Origin of the sequence: Variovorax boronicumulans (assembly GCF_029892485.1) — a bacterium.
Lineage (GTDB): Bacteria > Pseudomonadota > Gammaproteobacteria > Burkholderiales > Burkholderiaceae_C > Variovorax > Variovorax boronicumulans_B.
In genome coordinates this window covers 40,764-57,078 of record NZ_JARXVG010000014.1, presented here as the reverse complement: position 1 = coordinate 57,078, position 16,315 = coordinate 40,764, and the positions used below count along the sequence as shown (strand labels likewise).

The window sequence follows — 16,315 nt, the reverse complement described above, 5'->3', positions numbered from 1 at the left end:
ACCTGCCGGATGAAACGCCTCTTTCTCCCGCTGCTGCTGGCCTTCGCCGCAGCCATGCCCGCCGCGGCCGAACCGGGCACGAAGCTCGTCGCCGACAAGAGCCAGATCGCCTTTGTCACCAAGCAGATGGGCGTGCCGATGGAAGGCAGCTTCAAGAAGTTCGACGCGCAGATCGCCTTCGACCCGAAGAAGCCCGAGGGCGGCAGCGTCGCCCTGCAGATAGCCATTGCCGGCGCCGGCTTCGGCGTGGCGATGAGCGATGCCGAGCTGCCCAAGGCGCCGTGGTTCGATGCCGAGAAATTTCCGCAGGCCAGCTTCCAGTCGAGCGCCATCAAGGCGCTGGGCGACGGCAAGTTCGAAATGGCGGGCAAGCTCACCATCAAGGGCACGTCCAAGCATGTGACGGTGCCCTTCACGATCGCACCGGCCGGCGGCAACTACGCGGTGGCCACCGGCAGCTTCACGGTCCAGCGGCTCGACTACAAGGTCGGCGACGGCGAGTGGACCGACACCTCGGTGGTCGGCAACGACGTGCAGGTGCGCTTCAAGCTCACGCTCGCGGGCCTCGGGCCGCTCTGAGTCCGCTCTCTTTTTTCCGATCGCACATCCCATGTCCCTCATTCCTGCTGCCATGAAGAAGCTCCTCCTCGCCACTGCGCTGTGCACAGCCGCCCTCTCCTGCGCCACGGCCCAGGAATACACGGCCCCCGCCGTGGCCGCCAAGCCCGCAGGCGGCCCCGTGAAGAACGGCAACTACGTGATCGACCCCACGCACACCTTCGTGATGTACGAGATGGGCCACTACGGCACCACCACCAACCGCGGCCGCTTCAGCACCAAGGACGGCTCGGTGCAGATCGACGGTACGGGCGCGAGCGGCAAGGTCGACATCACGATGGACATCGGCACCATCAACACCGGCGTGGACTTGCTCAACCGCCACGTGCAGAGCAAGGATTTCTTCAACGTCGCCGAATTCCCCACCGGCCGCTTCGTGGCCGACCGCATCGACTTCAGCGGCGACAAGGTGGTCGACGTGCCGGGCACGCTCACGCTCATGGGCCAGACCAAGCCGGTGACGCTCAAGGCCGTTCGCTTCAACTGCTACCTGAACCCGCTGATCAATCGCCAGGTGTGCGGCGGCGACTTCGAGACCACCGTGCAGCGCAGCGACTGGGGCATCACCTGGGGCTTGAACTTCGGGTTCGAGAACAAGGTGAAGTTGCTGGTGCAGGTGGAAGCGGTGAACGTGCAGCAATGACGGCCCGCGCAGCCTTGCGATGATGGACACCACACTCTCCCTGCTCGGCATCGGCGGTGCCATGGCCCTGGGCGCGATGAGCCCGGGCCCGAGCTTCGTCATGGTTGCGCGCACGGCCGTGGCTTCGCGCAGCGACGGGCTCGCAGCCGCGCTGGGCATGGGTGCCGGCGGCATCGTCTTTGCCATTGCGGCGCTGGCCGGGCTGCAGGCGGCGTTTCTCGCGGTGCCGGGGCTCTACCTCGCGATCAAGGGCTTCGGCGGCGCGTACCTGATCTACCTGGGCTTTCGCATCTGGCGCGGCGCGCGGCAGCCGCTCGCGATGGCGCAGGACACGGACGCATCGCCCCGGCCGCAGGGCCGCGGCGGGCGCACCTTCCTGCTTGGGCTCGCCACGCAGGTCAGCAATCCGAAGACGGCGGTGGTGTACGCGAGCATCTTCGCGGCCTTCCTGCCGCGCGAGGTGCCGCTGGTGCTGGCGCTCGCGGTGCCGGTGGTCATCTTCTGCATCGAGACGGGGTGGTACACCGTCGTCGCGCTCGCGCTGTCATCGGCAGCCCCGCGTTCGGCGTACCTGCGCTACAAGGCCTGGATCGATCGCGCGGCCGGCGGCGTGATGGGGTTGCTGGGCCTGCGCCTGCTGTGGTCGGCCGTGCGCGGCAACTGAGCGATCGAAACTACAGCAGGCTCTCGGGCGTCAACGGCGCCAGCAGTTCGAGCATCGTGCGGTCCCAGAAGCCGGAGTCGGGCTCCTCGTTGAGCACCGTCGTCTTGCCCGCGTCCTCGCTGACCCACTCGATGTGCGACTCGCCACTTCCTTCGACGAAGCGCAACCGGTAGGCGCCCTGCTGTTTCAGCACATCGATGAGCTTGAGCGCCTGCTGCGCCATCTCGGCGCTGCGGATGAAGAGGCCGATCTCGGTGTTGTGGGTCTCCGAGCGCGGATCGAAATTCATCGAACCCACGAAGAGGATGCGCTGGTCGATCACCGCCGACTTGGCATGCAGCCGGCCCACCGAGGTGCCGAACAGGCCGAGCCGCACGCTGCGCCGGGTTCGGTTGGTGCTCAGCTCGTAGAGGTCGGCGCCGAGCTTGAGCATCTCGGGCCGGTAGCGGCGGTAGGCGGTGTGCACCAGCGGCTCGTCGGTGGCGGCCAGCGAGTTGGTGACCACGCTGATCTTCACGTTGCGCTGGCGGATCTCCTTCATCACCTCCAGCCCCGCGGCGCCCGGGATCAGGTAGGGCGAGACGATGGTCACCTCGCTGCGCGCGCGGCGCATCTGCTCGACCACGTTGTAGCGCACGCTGTCGACATCGAGCAGCGGCACGCCGCCGTACGACGCGGTCTTGCCGATCACGCGTTCGGGCGAATCGGCATAGGCCTCCGCCAGGGTCCAGATCAGGCCGAGCTTGCCGGCGTTCAGGTCGTCGGCCATCGGGCTGTAGCCGAGCAGGTCGTTGGGCGCGGGCTTCGGGGGCGGCGGCGTGGTCTCGGGGCCGGTGGCCGTGTCGAAGCGCTTCTGCAGTTCCTCGCGCGAGAGCTCGCTCGCGATGACCGACTGGACCGGCCGCACGTAGACGCTGTTCCAGTACTGGTCGAACAGCACGCCCAGGCGCGGGATCAGCGCGCCGGTCACGAAGGTGTCGAGGTCGATGAAGTTCTCGCCCGAGGTGCGCGTGAAGTACTGGTTGCCGATGTTGCGTCCGCCCGCCACCGCCATCGCCCCGTCGGCGATGAAGAGCTTGTTGTGCATGCGGCGGTTGACGCGGCTGAAGTCGAAGAGCGAGGCGGTGAAGCGCTTCAAGAGGCTGCCGCGCCCGGCCGGGAACGGGTTGAACAGGCGCAGCTCCACATTCGGCGTGGCGGCCAGGCCGAGCAGCAGCTCGTCTTCGCCGGACGTGTACAGGTCGTCCATCAGGAGGCGCACGCGCACCCCGCGCCGGGCCGCATCGCGCAGGGTGCGCAAGAGGTAGCGGCCGGTCTCGTCGTTCTCGATCTGGTAGTACTGCACGTCGAGCGTGCGCTGGGCGCGTCGCGCGAGCTGGATGCGGGTGTCGAAGGCGAAGTCGCCGCCGGGCATCAGGCGAAAGCCGCTGAGGTCGGGGTCGGGCTGCGAGGCCAGCGCGATCTTGCCGAGCGCGGTGTCCGCCGAGACGGCGATGGCCCTGGTGGGCGGGCGCGGCGCCTCGTCGGGCAAGGTGGCACAACCTGCGAACAGCGATGCGGCCACGATGGCGAAGACCCAATGCCCACAGCGCGACAGCAGGCTCCCGGTCATTGGCGGCTTTCTACAGGGCTTTGCGAAGGTTGGCGGGCGCGATGCGCAGCGCCTCGCGGTACTTGGCCACGGTACGGCGCGCGCACTCGATGCCCTGCTCTTTCAGCATCTCGGAGATCTGGCTGTCCGACAGCGGCTTCTTGATGCTCTCGGAACTCACGAACTGCTTGATGAGCGCGCGCACCGCGGTGCTCGATGCATTGCCGCCGGTCTCGGTGCCCAGCGCCGAGCCGAAGAAGTACTTGAGCTCGACCGTGCCGAAGGGCGTGGACATGTACTTGGCGGTGGTCACGCGCGAGATGGTCGACTCGTGCAGGCCCAGCTCGTCGGCAATCTCGCGCAGCACCAGCGGCCGCATCGCGAGCTCGCCGTGCACGAAGTAGCTCTTCTGCCGTTCGACGATGGCGTTGCTCACGCGCAGGATGGTGTCGAAGCGCTGCTGGATGTTCTTGATGAACCAGCGCGCCTCCTGCAGCCGCTGCGACAGCGCCTGGCTGCCTTCGCCCTTGTGCGCCTTGAGCGCACCGGCGTAGATGTCGTGCACGCGCAGGCGCGGCATCACCTCGGGGTTCAGCATGACGCGGAACTTGATGTTGGTGCCGCGGCCGGTCTTGGTGACGATGACGTCGGGAATGACGATGTTGCGTTCGACGTCGACAAAACGGCGACCCGGCTTGGGCTCCAGGCGCGCAATGATCTGCAGCGCAGAGCGCACCAGTTCTTCGTTGGTGCGCGTGAGCGTGGCCAGGCGCTTGAAGTCGCGCCGAGCGAGCAACTCCATCGGCTGCTTGCAGATCGCGATCGCGGTCTTGCGGATGAGCTCTTCTTCGTCGGTCTCGTCTTCGCTGGCCAGCGCACGCAGCTGGATGCCCAGGCACTCGCCCAGGTCGCGCGCGCCGACGCCGACAGGCTCCAGGCTCTGCAGCAGGCCGAGCGCCACCTGGAAGTGGTGCACCAGTTCGTCGAACTGGTCGTTGTCGTCGCCCGCAAGGCCCGAGGCCAGCGCGGGCAGCGAATCTTCGAGGTAGCCGTCGTCGTTGAGCGATTCGATCAGGAAGCGCAGCGCGGCGCTGTCGTTTTCATTGAGGCGCAGGCTCAGCGCCTGGCGGTGCAGGAACGATTGCAGCGACTCCTGGCTGCGCGCGAGTTCGGTGGCGTCGGCGCGTTCGTCGTTGCCCAGGTTGTTCTGGCGCGCGGGCGCGTCGCTGCCCCACTCGCTGTCGTCGGGCGCCATGTCGACGGTGCCGTCGCCTTCCCAGTCGGGCTCGCGCTCCGTGATCTCGGCGGCGGGGCCGTCGGTGTCGGGCGTCGAGGTGGTTTCAGTCGCGGTCGTTGCACTGCTGGTCGGGACCGGGGCGAAATCGCCTTCCCCGGTCTCGCCGCCGTCATCGCGCGGGACCGGCGTATCGACGGCATCGAGCCCGAATTCCTCGCGCGCCGCTTCTTCCGCGGTGCGCTCGAGGAATGGGTTCTCGTCCAGCATCTGCTCGACCTCCTGGCTCAGTTCGAGCGTGGAGAGCTGCAGCAGCCGGATCGACTGCTGCAGCTGTGGCGTGAGCGCCAGATGCTGCGAGACGCGAAGGGACAGCCCTTGCTTCATGAAGAACCCGACCCTCCCTTACATGCGGAAGTGTTCGCCCAGGTACACCCTGCGTACTTCGGCGTTGTCGACGATCTCCGAGGGTGTGCCTTGTGCCAGCACGTGCCCGTCGCTGATGATGAAAGCGTGGTCGCAGATGCCCAGCGTCTCACGTACGTTGTGGTCGGTGATGAGCACGCCGATGCCGCGTTCCTTCAGGAAACTGATGATCCGCTGGATCTCGATCACCGCGATCGGGTCGATGCCGGCGAAGGGCTCGTCCAGCAGGATGAAGCGCGGTTGCGTCGCCAGCGCGCGCGCGATCTCGACGCGGCGGCGCTCGCCGCCCGAGAGCGCGAGCGCGGGCGAATCGCGCAGGTGATCGACGCGCAGGTCGGTCAGCAGCTCGGACAGGCGCTCCTCGATGTGCTTCTTGGAAAGCGCCACCACCTTGCCGCTCTCGTCGGGTTCGCGCTGCAGCTCGAGCACGGCACGCACGTTTTCCTCGACCGTGAGCTTGCGGAAGATCGAGGCTTCCTGCGGCAGGTAGCTCAGGCCCATGCGCGCGCGGCGGTGGATCGGCATGTGGGCGATGGGTTCGCCGTCGATGGTGATCTCGCCCGCATCGGCGCGCACCAGCCCCACGATCATGTAGAACGACGTGGTCTTGCCGGCGCCGTTGGGGCCGAGCAGGCCGACGACTTCGCCCTTCTGCACGTCGAGCGAGACGTCCTTCACGACGGTGCGGCTGCCATAGCTTTTCTGCAGGCCGCGCGCGACCAGGCGGCTGCCCGGGACGGTGTTGGCTTCCTGGATTCCGGCGGTTTCGATCACTTGCGCCCTTCTCCCTCTCCACTCAGCGTGGTGGTCGAGCGCAGGCCGGTGCCGGGCGCGGGGGTGGGGGCCGGTGCCGCGGGCTTCGCGCCGGCCGGGGCCGAGGCGCCGGGCTTCGGTGCGGTGGCGGCCTTCGGGGTGAGGATGGTCTTGACGCGGCCGCTGGGCGTCGACGCGTTCACTGCCGTGTTCGGCGGCACGGTCGAGCCGTTGACCGTGTAGGTGTCGTTGCCCTGGTCGTAGACGATCAGCGCGCCCTGGCTCTCGTCGTTCGGCGTGGCGCCGAGCAGGCGGCGCATGGTGGCGTTGCGGATGAACTTGACGTTGTCGGCGCGGCTGTCGTACTCGATGACTTCGGATTCGCCTTCGATCCACTCGTCAGGCGCATTGCGCTTCTGCTTGTAGTAGGCGCGCTTGCCGGGTGCCGCCGTGACCACGCCGTACTGGTAGCCCTCGGCATCCTGCCGCACATCCATGCGCGCGCCGCGGATGATGATCGTGCCCTTCGTGACGAGCACGTTGCCGGTGAACACGCTGGTCTGTTTCAGGTCGTCGTAGCGCATGGCGTCGGACTCAATGTTCATCGGCTTGGCGCGGTCGGCGGTCTCGGCCAGGACGCCCGAGGCGAGGCCGGCCAGCAACAGCGCGCCGACGGCGAGGCGGCCGATGCGACGGATCAGGGGGGTGGTGGTGGAGTAGGAGGGCAATGTCATAGAGGCACGAAACTTGCTCTGAACCATTGTATGCGGCGGTTAACACCAGTTCACCAATGCAGATGAAAAAGGCCCGCCGAAGCGGGCCGGTGTCCCTCTCGGGAGACACCTGGGAACCGGCTGCGCCGGACCGCAGGTATCGCCCCCTGCAAGGGGGTGGGCGGCAGCGGACACGAAGTGCCGCGCAGCCCGAGGGGGTCAGCCCTTCTTTGCTTCGCCGACCAGGAAGTTGACGACCTGCAGCACGTTGGTCATGTTGCCGGCGGTCTCGCCGTCCACATACCAGCGGCCGGCCACGGCCATCGCCGGCACGCCGGCCACCTTGTAGGCATCGGTCATCTGCGAGGCGCGCTTGGCCTTGCTGGCCACGCCGAACGAGGTGAAGACTTCCTTGAACTTGGCGCCGTCGATGCCGTTGGCCGCGACCCAGGCAATGATGTTGGCATCGCCATTCACGTTCTGGCGCTGCTTGTGGATCGCATTGAAGACCTTCGGCTGGAATTCGTCGACCTTGCCCAGCGCCTCGAGCGCGTAGTACAGGCGCTGCTTGGCTTCGACGTCGTTGCCCACGAAAGGCACCGGGATGCGGCGGAAGGCGACTTCCTTCGGTGCCGTCTTGGCCCAGGCCTCGAGCGCCGGCTCGAAGTCGTTGCAATGGGGGCAGTTGTACGAGAAGAACTCGACCACCTCGACCTTGCCAGCCGGCGCATCGACCGGCACGCGCTTGTCGAGCACGAGGTACTCGGAGCCGGCCTTGGGGATGCGCGCCTGGGCGTGGGCCGGATTGGCGGCCAGCGAAAGCAGCCCGAGCGAAGTGGCGGCCAGCGAAAAGTCACGACGTTTCATTGAAAGGGTTCTCCTGTTGGTACGGCAGACTGAGCCGGCGTGCGGCGAGGAGTTCCTCGCAAGCGGACACGCGGCGCGCCCCCGGCGCTGAATGGTGGCGGCAAATGCCGCGCGGCGAAGCTTAAAGGCTATTTGCGGCAGCAACAGCGCCCGGTCGGTCAGCGCTGCACGCGGACCAGCGCCGATTCGAGGCCGCCGCCATCGAGCCGCTCCTTGAGGCGGTCGGCATCGTCCTTCTTGTTGAACGGGCCGGCGCGCACGCGGTAGACCGTGCGACCGGCCTGTTCGCGCTCGGTGACACGGGCCTCGACGCCCATCAGCGACAGCTTGGCGCGCTGCGCCTCGGCGTCGTCGGTGGTGCGGAAGGCGCCAGCCTGCACGAAGTACATGAACGGATCGGCGCCGGAAGACGTGGCCGCGGCGCTGTTGTTGCTGCTGCTTGGCGCGGCGGACGCCACGGTCGTGCTGCCCGAACTGGAACCCGCCCGGGCGCGGGCGAGGTCGCCCAGCGGATCGTTGGATGCGGGCAGCGCGTTGGCTTCGGCCGGCACCGGCGCGGCACGCGTCGGCTTGGGTGCGACCACCACGGGCACCGGCGCGGTGGCCGGGGGCGGCGTGCCGGGTGCGACGGCGGTGGTGCTGGTGGCCAGTTCGCCGGTGACCGGGTTGACCGGGCCGGTGGCGGCCGGCGGCGTCGGCCTGGCGGCGCCGGCCTTGCCGGCCAGCGGTGCGTTGGGGTCCCAGTCGCGGTTCTTGCGGGCTTCGGCTTCGTCCTGCTCGGCGCCGCCCTTCTGCGTCTTGGTCACGAACGGGATCGGCACCTTGGTCACATAGACCGCGATGCCCAGCGCCACGCCCAGGCCGATCACCAGGCCGATGATCAGGCCGATGACGATGTTGCCGCGTTGTCTGGTTGTCTTCTTCATGGGAGTGAGGTTCACATCTTGTTCGGCGCACTGACGCCGAGAATCGCGAGGCCATTGTGCAGCACCTGCGCGGTCGCGGCGACAAGCGCCAGGCGGGCCAGCTTGACCTTTTCGTCGTCCACCAGGATGCGTTCGGCGTCGTAGTAGCTGTGGTAGCTGGCGGCCAGTTCGCGCAGGTAGAAGGTGACGTCGTGCGGGGCGAAATCCTTCGACGCCGCGGTGAGCATGGCCGGGTACCTGGCCAGGAGCAGCATCAGCGCCTGCGCTGGAGGACTCTCGAGCGGCGACAGGTCCACATCCTTCAGCGTGGCGGCGTCGCCGCCCCAGCCAGCCAGCACCGAGCAGATGCGCGCATGCGCGTACTGCACGTAATAAACCGGGTTGTCGTTGTTTTTCGTCACCGCGAGGTCGACGTCGAAGGTGTACTCGGTATCGGGCTTGCGGCTCAGGAGGAAGAAGCGCACGGCATCGGTGCTCGTCCACTCGATCAGGTCGCGCAGCGTGACGTAGCTGCCGGCGCGCTTGCTGATCTTGACCTCTTCGCCGCCCTTCATCACGCGCACCATCGTGTGCAGCACGTAGTCGGGATAGCCCTCGGGAATGCCTTCGCCCGCCGCCTGCAGCCCGGCGCGCACCCGCGCGATGGTGCCGTGGTGGTCGGTCCCCTGGATGTTCACGACCTTGTGGAAGCCGCGCTCCCACTTGGCGATGTGATAGGCGACGTCGGGCACGAAGTACGTGTACGTGCCGTCCTTCTTCTTCATCACGCGGTCTTTGTCGTCGCCATAGTCGGTCGACTTGAGCCAGAGCGCGCCGTCTTCCTCGTAGGTCTTGCCGGCCGCCACGAGCTTGCCCACCGCGGCCTCGACGCGGCCGCTGGTGTAGAGGCTCGACTCCAGGTAGTAGTTGTCGAAGCGCACGCGGAAGGCCTGCAGGTCCAGGTCCTGCTCGCGGCGCAGGTACGCCACGGCGAATTCGCGGATGGAGTCGATGTCGTCGATGTCGCCGCTCGCGGTGTATTCGCGATCGTCTGACTTGACGGTCTTCTTCGCCTTGAAGTCCTCGGCGATGTCGGCGATGTAGTCGCCGTTGTAGGCCGGGGCTTTTTCGCCGCTCGGCCACTCGGCGTCGCCAGGCTTGAAGCCGCGGGCGCGCAGCTGGGTGCTGTTGGCCAGCGTCTGGATCTGCACGCCGGCGTCGTTGTAATAGAACTCGCGCCAGACGCTCTCGCCCTGCGAGGCGCGCAGGTTGCAGATGGCGTCGCCCAGCGCCGCCTGGCGGCCATGGCCCACATGCAGCGGGCCGGTCGGGTTGGCCGAGACGAACTCGACCAGCACCTTCTCGCCGGTGGCGGGTTGCTGGCCGAAAGTGTTACCTGCGGACAGCACCTCGCGCACGATCTGCTGCTTGGCGGCGGTCTTCAGGCGGATGTTGAGGAAACCGGGCCCGGCGATCTCGATGGCCTCGACCCATTGGCCGAAAGCGGGGGTGGCGAGCAGCGCAGCGCTCAGTTGCTCGGCCAGTTCGCGGGGCTTGCGCGCGAGCGGTTTGGCCAGCTGCATGGCGGCCGTGCTGGCGAAATCGCCATGCGCGGCCACCTTGGGCGATTCGAACGCGGCTTTGGCGCCGGCACCGGGGGAGAGGGATTCGAGCGTGTTCGCGAGCGCCGCGAGCAGCTCCTGTTTGACCAATAGCATCTGCGAATTTTACCGGGGGCAAACCCGGGCGCAGTTGACGATGGTCATCCGATCGTTGCCGCCGCCCGTTACGATGGGCAGCCCCGGGGCGGGGCACCTGTCACAACTCCACCTTGCAAGGACATATCACCATGAAGAAGTTCCTTTCCCTGATCGCCCTGGGCGCCTGCCTGACCTTCGGGGCCGCACAGGCACAAGACAAGGCCCCCGCGCCCGCTGTCGCCCCGGCCGCCGCCGCTCCCGCTGCAGCAGCACCCGCCGCCGGCGGCACCTGCGACGCCAAGGCCATCGACAAGAACGGCAAGCCCCTGGCTGGCGCCGCCAAGGCCAGCTCCATCAAGAAGTGCGAGAAGGAAACCAAGGCCGCTGCAGCTCCCGCCTGCGCCGCCAAGGCCATCGACAAGAACGGCAAGCCGCTGGCCGGCGCCGCCAAGAACAGCTTCATCAAGAAGTGCGAAAAAGACGCCAAGGCCTGAAGCCCGCGCCGCACTGAAAAAGGCCCGCCCCGTGCGGGCCTTTTTTCATGGCGCCCCGGTTCGCTACTTCAGCACGCCCAGCAGATTGTTGAAGTCGTCGGTCCAGGGCCGGGCGCCGGCCACCGGCGCAATGGCCGATGCCGCGGCACCCACCGGGTCGCGCGCCAGCGTCTCCGCCTCTCGCGCGACCAGCACCCAGTCGGTGTCGCGCAGCCAGGCGATCTCGGCGGTGTCGTCGTGCACCAGCTTCGCGTGCAGCCCCTTGGTCTCGGCGATCTTCGCGACCACAGGCGCCAGCGCGAGGAAGCGGTTGGTCACGTGGAAGGCGACGATGCCGCCGGGCCGCAGATGGCGCAGGTAGACATCCATCGCCTCCGCGGTGATCAGGTGGATCGGCACCGAGTCGCCCGAAAACGCATCGACCGCCAGCACGTCGAAGCCCTGCGCGGGCTCGCGCTCCAGCGCCAGGCGCGCGTCGCCCAGCACCCGCTCGATGCGGGCCGGGCTGTCGCGCAGGAAGCTGAATTCGGTGTCGGCCAGATCGAACACCTGCGGATTGATCTCGTAGACCCGGAAGACGTCGCCGGCCCGCCCGTAACCCGCGAGCGTTCCCGCGCCCAGCCCGATCAGGCCGACGCGGCGCGGCCCCGCGGGCGCGGCGGCGATCGCGCGGCCGATGCCCGACGTGCGGCCGTAGTACGACGTGGGCTCGCTGCGGCGCGCCGCCAGCAGGAACTGCTCGCCGTGCTTGACCGAGCCGTGGAACATCTGCCGAACGTCGTCGGCAGGGTCGTCGCGCCGGTGATCGACGGTCACCAGCGTGCCGTAGAAATTGCGCTGCATGACGCGCGCATCGGCCGAGTCGCCCTGCACCTGCAGCCAAAGGAACCACGCGCAGCAACCCGCGACGGCGACGCAAGCCACCCGCAGCCAGCGTCGGCTGGGCAGCACCGCGACCGCCAGCAGCGCCGTGAGCACCAGGCCGATGCCCAGCTCGTAGTAGGCCGGCAGCACGTGCGGCGCGACCAGCCCCACCGTCACGCCGCCCAGCGCACCGCCCAGCGACAGCATCAGGTAGAAGCGCGTGAGGTAGCGCGGCCCCGGCCGCAGCCGGGCCATCTCGCCGTGCAGGAACATGCACAGGGCGAAGAGGCCCGCCGCGTAGATCGGCAGCGCCGCCTTCACGCTGGTGCCGATGGCGTCCTGCAGGCCGAAGGCGCACAGCAGCAGCATCGCGGCGGCGAGCGGCAGGAACACGCCGCGGCGATACCAGCGGTCGCTCTCGAAGCACAGCACGAAGGTCAGCAGATAGAGCGTGAGCGGCAGCACCCAGAGAAAGGGAACGGCTGCCACGTTCTGGGTGATGTGGTTGGTCACCGCCAGCAGCAGCCAGGAGCCCAGCGCGGGCAATGCGAGCCACAGCAGGTAGTCGGCGGTGCGCAGCGGTTTCTCAGGGGCCGTGGCCGTATCGCCGGAAGCTTGATGCAGCGGCACGTCGGCCCAGCGGCGCGCCACGTACAGCGTGGTGCCGCTGCACAGCGCCACGAACGCCCCGTAGCCCCACGACCATCCGTGCGCCTGCTGCAGCAGCGAACTGCGCGGTTCGATCAGCACCGGATAGCTCAACAGCGACAGCAGCGACGCCAGGTTCGACAGCGAGAAATACCGGTACACCTGCGCGCCCCACGGCGTCCGCGCCACCCACGACTGCACCAGCGGTCCCGTGGTCGAGAGCAAAAAATAAGGCAGGCCGATGGTGCCGAGCAGAAGGCCCAGGATCCACAGCGTCGGGTCTTCGGCGCCGGTCGGCTTCCAGCGCACACTGGTCACGATCGGCAGGAAAGCCAGGCTCGCGAGCAAGAGCGCGACGTGCAGCGCCGCCTGGGTGCGCACCCGCAGATGGCGCGTGATCCAGTCCGAATATGCGTAGCCCGCGAGCAGCACGACCTGGAAGAACACCATGCAGATCGACCACACCGCGGCCGAGCCGCCGAACCACGGCAGGATCTGCTTGGCGATGAGCGGCTGGACCAGGAACAGCAGGAACGCGCTGCTGAAGATCGTGCCGGCAAACAGGAGCTGGATGCCGGCGGGTCCCATGCCGGCTTACTTGCCGAAGCCGCGCGCGAGGAACACCGCGACCAGTGGGATCAGCGCGATCAGGTGGGCCTGCACCATCACCAGCTTGCGCGTCTTCCTGATGTCGTCCTCGGCCGGCAGCTTGCCGGTGGCGCGCAGCGTCTTGCGCCAGCGGAAGTAAGTGAGCGTCGGAAAGATCGACAGCACGCCCACGATGATGAAGAGACCCAGCTTCACGTGCAACAGCGGGTTGGTCCAGTACCAGGCCGTGCCCTTCACGCCCCACCAGGTGCGCGCGATGCCGGTGGCAAGCACCGCGATGGCGGCGATGCCGTAGACCATGTCGACCTTGGCAAGCCGCTCGACCACGGCGGCGTTGAGCCACTGAACCCGGCACAGCGCCGCCTCGCTGGAGATGAACACGACCATCGTGAGGATCGCGAGCAGATGCACATAGGCGAGGATGGCTTCGAGGGTCATCGATGGCTTTCTTCCGGTACGGGTTGCAAATGCGAACAGATTGTGACGCTGCTCACGCTTCTTCCGGCCGTCCGCCCCAGAATTCCGGTTTTCCGTACTGGTCCTTGAGGAAATCAAGCCACAGTCGCACCCGCAGCGGCAGGTGCTTGGCGCCCGCGAACACCGCGTAGATGCCGTTGGGCGGTGCAGCGAATTCGTCGAGCACCGGCACCAGCAGGCCGGCGTCGATCTCGGCCTCGACTTCCCAGGTGCTGCGCCACGCGATGCCATGGCCGGCCAGGCACCAGTCGTGCAGCACCTGGCCGTCGGAGCAGTCGAGCGGGCCGCTCGGACGCAGATGGATCAGCTCCTGCACACCGGCTTCGGTGGTAATGCGAAAGGCCCAGCCGCGCGTCTGCGAGGCGTCGCTCGAGAGCGTGAGGCAGGCAAAGCGCGACAGCTCGCCGGGGTGCTTGGGCGCCCCGTGGCGGCGCAGGAAATCGGGCGTCGCCACGCAGCGGCGGCGGTTGTCGGCCAGGCGCACGCTCACGAGCGACGAATCGGGCAGGTCGCCCACGCGCACCGCGCAATCGAAGCTTTCGCCGGTCACGTCGACCACGCGGTCGCTGAGATTGAGCGAGATCGTCACCTCCGGATGCAGCGCATGAAAGCGCGGCACCAGCGGCGCGACGTGCCGTCGCCCGAAGCCGGCCGGCGCCGTCACGCGCAGATGCCCGCTGGCCTTGACACCGCCGGCGCTCACGCTGGCCTCGGCATTCGCGAACTCGGTCAGGAGGCGCTGGCAATCTTCGAGAAACGCACTGCCCTCGTGCGTGAGCGTGATGCGCCGCGTGGTGCGCACCAGGAGCTTGACGCCCAGCCGCTCCTCCAGCGCATCGAGCCGCCGCCCCATGATCGCGGGCGCCACGCCCTCGGCCTTGGCCGCGGCGGTGAGGCTGCCGCGGGCCGCGACCGAGACGAAGGATTCGAGTTGCTTCAGGCGGTCCATGGGGCGGGAACTATATAGATAGAGTCCGCCCCCCGGGGTCAGTCGCCCGCAGTGACGCCACCGGCCCTGAGCGCCGCGATCTCCGCGTCGCCGTAGCCCACTTCTTTCAGCAACTCGTTGCTGTGCTCGCCGATGTGCGGCGGCTGCAGCCGGATGCCGGGGCGCTGGCCACCCAGCGTGAACGGCGCGAGCGGCACCTTGGCCATGTGGCCGTCGTTCATGCGCACGGGCGCGAGGCCGCCGGTGGCGTTCAGGTGCGGGTCGTCGAACAGCTCCTCTGGCTTGGTGATGGGCGCGAAGGGCAGCTCGTTCTGCTCGAACACCGCGGCGAGCTCGGCCGCGCTGCGGTCCGCGAGGTGCGAGCGCAGGATCGGCATCATCCATTCGCGCGCGCGCACGCGGTCGTTGTTGGTCTTCAGGCGCGGATCGGCCAACATGTCTTCGAGGCCGAAGGCCTTGCAGAAGATGGCCCATTGCTTGTCGCTGACGGCCGCGAGGAAGATCTGCTCGCCGTCCTTCACCGTGAACACGTCGTACACGGCCCAGGCCGAGATGCGGCTGGGCATCGGGTCGGCGGCCTTGCCGGTGGCGGCGAACTGCATCATGTGCTGCGCGACGAGGAACACGTTGTTCTCGAACAGCGCGGCCTGCACCTCGCAGCCCTTGCCCGTGAGTTCGCGCTGGCGCAGCGCGGCCATGGCGCCGATGGCGCCGAACATGCCGCCCATGATGTCGTTCACGCTGGTGCCCGCGCGCAGCGGGTCGCCCGAGCGGCCGGTCATGTAGGCCAGGCCACCCATCATCTGCACCACCTCGTCGAGGGCGGTGCGGTGGTCGTAGGGGCCGGGCAGGAAGCCCTTGTGGCTCACGTAGATGAGGCGCGGATTGAGCTTGGCGAGCGTGTCGTAGTCGAGCCCCAGCTTCTTCATCGTGCCGGGCTTGAAGTTCTCGCTCACGATGTCGGCGGTGGCGATCAGGCGCAGCGCGGCTTCGACGCCCTCGGGCTTCTTCAGGTCGAGCGCGATGCTCTTCTTGTTGCGGTTGAAGGTTGGAAAGAACCCCGAGCCCGAGCCGAGCAGGCGGCGCGTGTTGTCGCCCTCGATGGGCTCGACCTTGATGACCTCGGCGCCCAGGTCGGCCAGCAGCAGGCCGCAGGTCGGGCCCATGACCATGTGCGTGAATTCGACGACGCGGATGCCGGCGTAGGGAAGAGGATTGGCTTCAGACATGTGCGATGTGTTCCTGGACAAAACCTTTGGGCAGCCCGGCTTCGGGCGTCATGCCGTAGACCGGTTCGCCGGGCAGGCCGGCCATGAGCGGCGCGCGCGCCGCGATGAGTTTCTGGATGTCGATGCCGGTGCGGACGCCCATGGCCTCGAACATGAAGACGAGGTCTTCGGTCACGGCATTGCCTGAGGCCCCGGGCGCATAGGGGCAGCCGCCGAGGCCGCCGAGCGAGGCGTCGAAGGTGCGCACGCCTTCGTCCCAAGCCGCCAGGCAGTTCGCGATGCCGAGGCCGCGCGTGTTGTGCATGTGGGCGGCGCCGGCGTGCACGCCGATTTCCGCGCGCAGGCGCTTGAAGAGCCGGCGCACCTGCGCGGGATTGGCGTAGCCCACGGTGTCGGAGAGGCCCGCCTCTTCGGCGCCGGCCTCGATGCATTGCGCAGCGAGGCGGATCACGTCGTCCTCGGGCACAAGCCCCTGCAGCGTGCAGCCGAAGGCGGTGGAGATGCCGGCCTCAAGCCTCACCTGCGGTGCGATCGCGCGGCGCAGGTCGGAGATGGCGCGCACCTCCTCGACCATCTCGGTGGGGGTCTTGCGCACGTTGGCCAGCGAATGGGCCACGCTGGCCGACACCGGCATCGTGAGCTTGTGCACGCCCGCTTCGAGCGCGGCCTGCGCGCCCTTGCGGTTGGGCACCAACGCCATCACGGTGAGGCCGGGCAGCGTGATCGCATGGCGCACCACCTCGGCGGCATCGGCCATCTGGGGCAGCAGCTTCGCGGGCACGAACGAGGCGACTTCGATCTCGCGCACGCCGGCGGCGTAGAGCGCGTCGATCCAGCGCAGCTTGTCTGCCGTGGGCATGGTGGCCTTGACCGATTGCAGGCCGTCGCGCGGGCCGACCTCGCTGATGAGGACATCGGGGGGTGTCATCGA

General features: G+C 68.0%; 16 protein-coding genes. 4 read left to right on the top strand and 12 right to left on the bottom strand.

Annotated features, from left to right (window positions below; translation table 11 throughout):
- Positions 1–9 precede the first annotated feature (9 nt).
- The 3 genes from M2282_RS26380 to M2282_RS26370 are packed head-to-tail and all read left to right on the top strand — an operon-like array spanning position 10 to position 1,925.
- Positions 10–579, top strand: a complete 570-nt coding sequence (locus M2282_RS26380) for a YceI family protein (RefSeq protein ID WP_280811742.1) — start codon at positions 10–12, stop codon at positions 577–579.
- Between the two features lie 52 nt (positions 580–631).
- On the top strand, positions 632–1,261 hold the full coding sequence (locus tag M2282_RS26375; RefSeq protein WP_280811741.1) for a YceI family protein: 630 nt from the start codon (positions 632–634) through the stop codon (positions 1,259–1,261).
- A gap of 19 nt (positions 1,262–1,280) precedes the next feature.
- Positions 1,281–1,925 (top strand): LysE family translocator, encoded by a 645-nt coding sequence (locus tag M2282_RS26370; protein WP_280811740.1) that lies wholly within the window; start codon positions 1,281–1,283, stop codon positions 1,923–1,925.
- A 10-nt stretch (positions 1,926–1,935) separates the two neighbouring features.
- Here M2282_RS26370 and M2282_RS26365 read toward each other — a convergent pair whose 3' ends face one another.
- The 7 genes from M2282_RS26365 to argS form a co-directional block, all read right to left on the bottom strand.
- Complete coding sequence (locus M2282_RS26365) at positions 1,936–3,537, bottom strand: phospholipase D family protein (RefSeq protein WP_280811739.1); 1,602 nt, start codon at positions 3,535–3,537, stop codon at positions 1,936–1,938.
- A 10-nt stretch (positions 3,538–3,547) separates the two neighbouring features.
- Positions 3,548–5,137: an RNA polymerase factor sigma-54 gene (rpoN, locus tag M2282_RS26360; protein ID WP_280811738.1), complete on the bottom strand. Its 1,590-nt coding sequence runs from the start codon at positions 5,135–5,137 to the stop codon at positions 3,548–3,550.
- An 18-nt stretch (positions 5,138–5,155) separates the two neighbouring features.
- Positions 5,156–5,950, bottom strand: a complete 795-nt coding sequence (gene lptB / locus M2282_RS26355) for an LPS export ABC transporter ATP-binding protein (protein ID WP_280811737.1) — start codon at positions 5,948–5,950, stop codon at positions 5,156–5,158.
- A complete protein-coding gene (lptA, locus tag M2282_RS26350) occupies positions 5,947–6,663 on the bottom strand; it encodes a lipopolysaccharide transport periplasmic protein LptA (protein ID WP_280811736.1) in 717 nt (238 codons plus the stop codon). Before lptA ends, lptB begins: the two co-directional genes overlap by 4 nt.
- Positions 6,664–6,861: 198 nt before the next feature.
- Entirely contained in the window at positions 6,862–7,509 is a 648-nt protein-coding gene (locus tag M2282_RS26345) for a thiol:disulfide interchange protein DsbA/DsbL (RefSeq protein ID WP_280811735.1), read from the bottom strand.
- Positions 7,510–7,667: 158 nt separating this feature from the next.
- A complete protein-coding gene (locus M2282_RS26340) occupies positions 7,668–8,435 on the bottom strand; it encodes an SPOR domain-containing protein (RefSeq protein ID WP_280811734.1) in 768 nt (255 codons plus the stop codon).
- Between the two features lie 11 nt (positions 8,436–8,446).
- On the bottom strand, positions 8,447–10,132 hold the full coding sequence (gene argS / locus M2282_RS26335) for an arginine--tRNA ligase (protein ID WP_280811733.1): 1,686 nt from the start codon (positions 10,130–10,132) through the stop codon (positions 8,447–8,449).
- Positions 10,133–10,263: 131 nt separating this feature from the next.
- Between argS and M2282_RS26330 the strand changes: the two genes are divergently transcribed.
- On the top strand, positions 10,264–10,608 hold the full coding sequence (locus M2282_RS26330) for a hypothetical protein (protein WP_280811732.1): 345 nt from the start codon (positions 10,264–10,266) through the stop codon (positions 10,606–10,608).
- 63 nt (positions 10,609–10,671) lie between these two features.
- Here the strand turns inward: M2282_RS26330 and M2282_RS26325 are convergent, their stop codons facing one another.
- The 5 genes from M2282_RS26325 to M2282_RS26305 are packed head-to-tail and all read right to left on the bottom strand — an operon-like array spanning position 10,672 to position 16,312.
- Positions 10,672–12,708 carry a fused MFS/spermidine synthase gene (locus M2282_RS26325; protein ID WP_280811731.1) on the bottom strand — a complete coding sequence of 679 codons (2,037 nt, stop codon included), beginning with the start codon at positions 12,706–12,708 and terminating at the stop codon, positions 10,672–10,674.
- A gap of 6 nt (positions 12,709–12,714) precedes the next feature.
- Complete coding sequence (locus M2282_RS26320) at positions 12,715–13,167, bottom strand: DUF2214 family protein (protein WP_280811730.1); 453 nt, start codon at positions 13,165–13,167, stop codon at positions 12,715–12,717.
- A 52-nt stretch (positions 13,168–13,219) separates the two neighbouring features.
- The gene (locus M2282_RS26315; protein WP_280811729.1) at positions 13,220–14,155 is read right to left on the bottom strand and encodes a LysR family transcriptional regulator; all 936 of its coding nucleotides are present in this window, start codon (positions 14,153–14,155) and stop codon (positions 13,220–13,222) included.
- 38 nt (positions 14,156–14,193) lie between these two features.
- Positions 14,194–15,384, bottom strand: coding sequence for a CaiB/BaiF CoA transferase family protein (locus tag M2282_RS26310; RefSeq protein ID WP_280811728.1), 1,191 nt, complete (start codon positions 15,382–15,384; stop codon positions 14,194–14,196).
- Complete coding sequence (locus M2282_RS26305; RefSeq protein WP_280811727.1) at positions 15,377–16,312, bottom strand: hydroxymethylglutaryl-CoA lyase; 936 nt, start codon at positions 16,310–16,312, stop codon at positions 15,377–15,379. The genes M2282_RS26310 and M2282_RS26305 overlap by 8 nt, the downstream gene beginning before the upstream one ends.
- Positions 16,313–16,315: the final 3 nt, after the last annotated feature.

What these genes read in the sequence shown, in the direction of transcription:
- M2282_RS26380 (WP_280811742.1), top strand. Translation starts at nt 10, where the DNA reads ATGAAACGCCTCTTTCTCCCGCTGCTGCTGGCCTTCGCCGCAGCCATG.
- M2282_RS26375 (WP_280811741.1), top strand. Translation starts at nt 632, where the DNA reads ATGAAGAAGCTCCTCCTCGCCACTGCGCTGTGCACAGCCGCCCTCTCC.
- M2282_RS26370 (WP_280811740.1), top strand. Translation starts at nt 1,281, where the DNA reads ATGATGGACACCACACTCTCCCTGCTCGGCATCGGCGGTGCCATGGCC.
- M2282_RS26365 (WP_280811739.1), bottom strand. Translation starts at nt 3,537, where the DNA reads ATGACCGGGAGCCTGCTGTCGCGCTGTGGGCATTGGGTCTTCGCCATC.
- rpoN (WP_280811738.1), bottom strand. Translation starts at nt 5,137, where the DNA reads ATGAAGCAAGGGCTGTCCCTTCGCGTCTCGCAGCATCTGGCGCTCACG.
- lptA (WP_280811736.1), bottom strand. Translation starts at nt 6,663, where the DNA reads ATGACATTGCCCTCCTACTCCACCACCACCCCCCTGATCCGTCGCATC.
- M2282_RS26345 (WP_280811735.1), bottom strand. Translation starts at nt 7,509, where the DNA reads ATGAAACGTCGTGACTTTTCGCTGGCCGCCACTTCGCTCGGGCTGCTT.
- M2282_RS26340 (WP_280811734.1), bottom strand. Translation starts at nt 8,435, where the DNA reads ATGAAGAAGACAACCAGACAACGCGGCAACATCGTCATCGGCCTGATC.
- argS (WP_280811733.1), bottom strand. Translation starts at nt 10,132, where the DNA reads ATGCTATTGGTCAAACAGGAGCTGCTCGCGGCGCTCGCGAACACGCTC.
- M2282_RS26330 (WP_280811732.1), top strand. Translation starts at nt 10,264, where the DNA reads ATGAAGAAGTTCCTTTCCCTGATCGCCCTGGGCGCCTGCCTGACCTTC.
- M2282_RS26325 (WP_280811731.1), bottom strand. Translation starts at nt 12,708, where the DNA reads ATGGGACCCGCCGGCATCCAGCTCCTGTTTGCCGGCACGATCTTCAGC.
- M2282_RS26320 (WP_280811730.1), bottom strand. Translation starts at nt 13,167, where the DNA reads ATGACCCTCGAAGCCATCCTCGCCTATGTGCATCTGCTCGCGATCCTC.
- M2282_RS26315 (WP_280811729.1), bottom strand. Translation starts at nt 14,155, where the DNA reads ATGGACCGCCTGAAGCAACTCGAATCCTTCGTCTCGGTCGCGGCCCGC.
- M2282_RS26310 (WP_280811728.1), bottom strand. Translation starts at nt 15,384, where the DNA reads ATGTCTGAAGCCAATCCTCTTCCCTACGCCGGCATCCGCGTCGTCGAA.
- M2282_RS26305 (WP_280811727.1), bottom strand. Translation starts at nt 16,312, where the DNA reads ATGACACCCCCCGATGTCCTCATCAGCGAGGTCGGCCCGCGCGACGGC.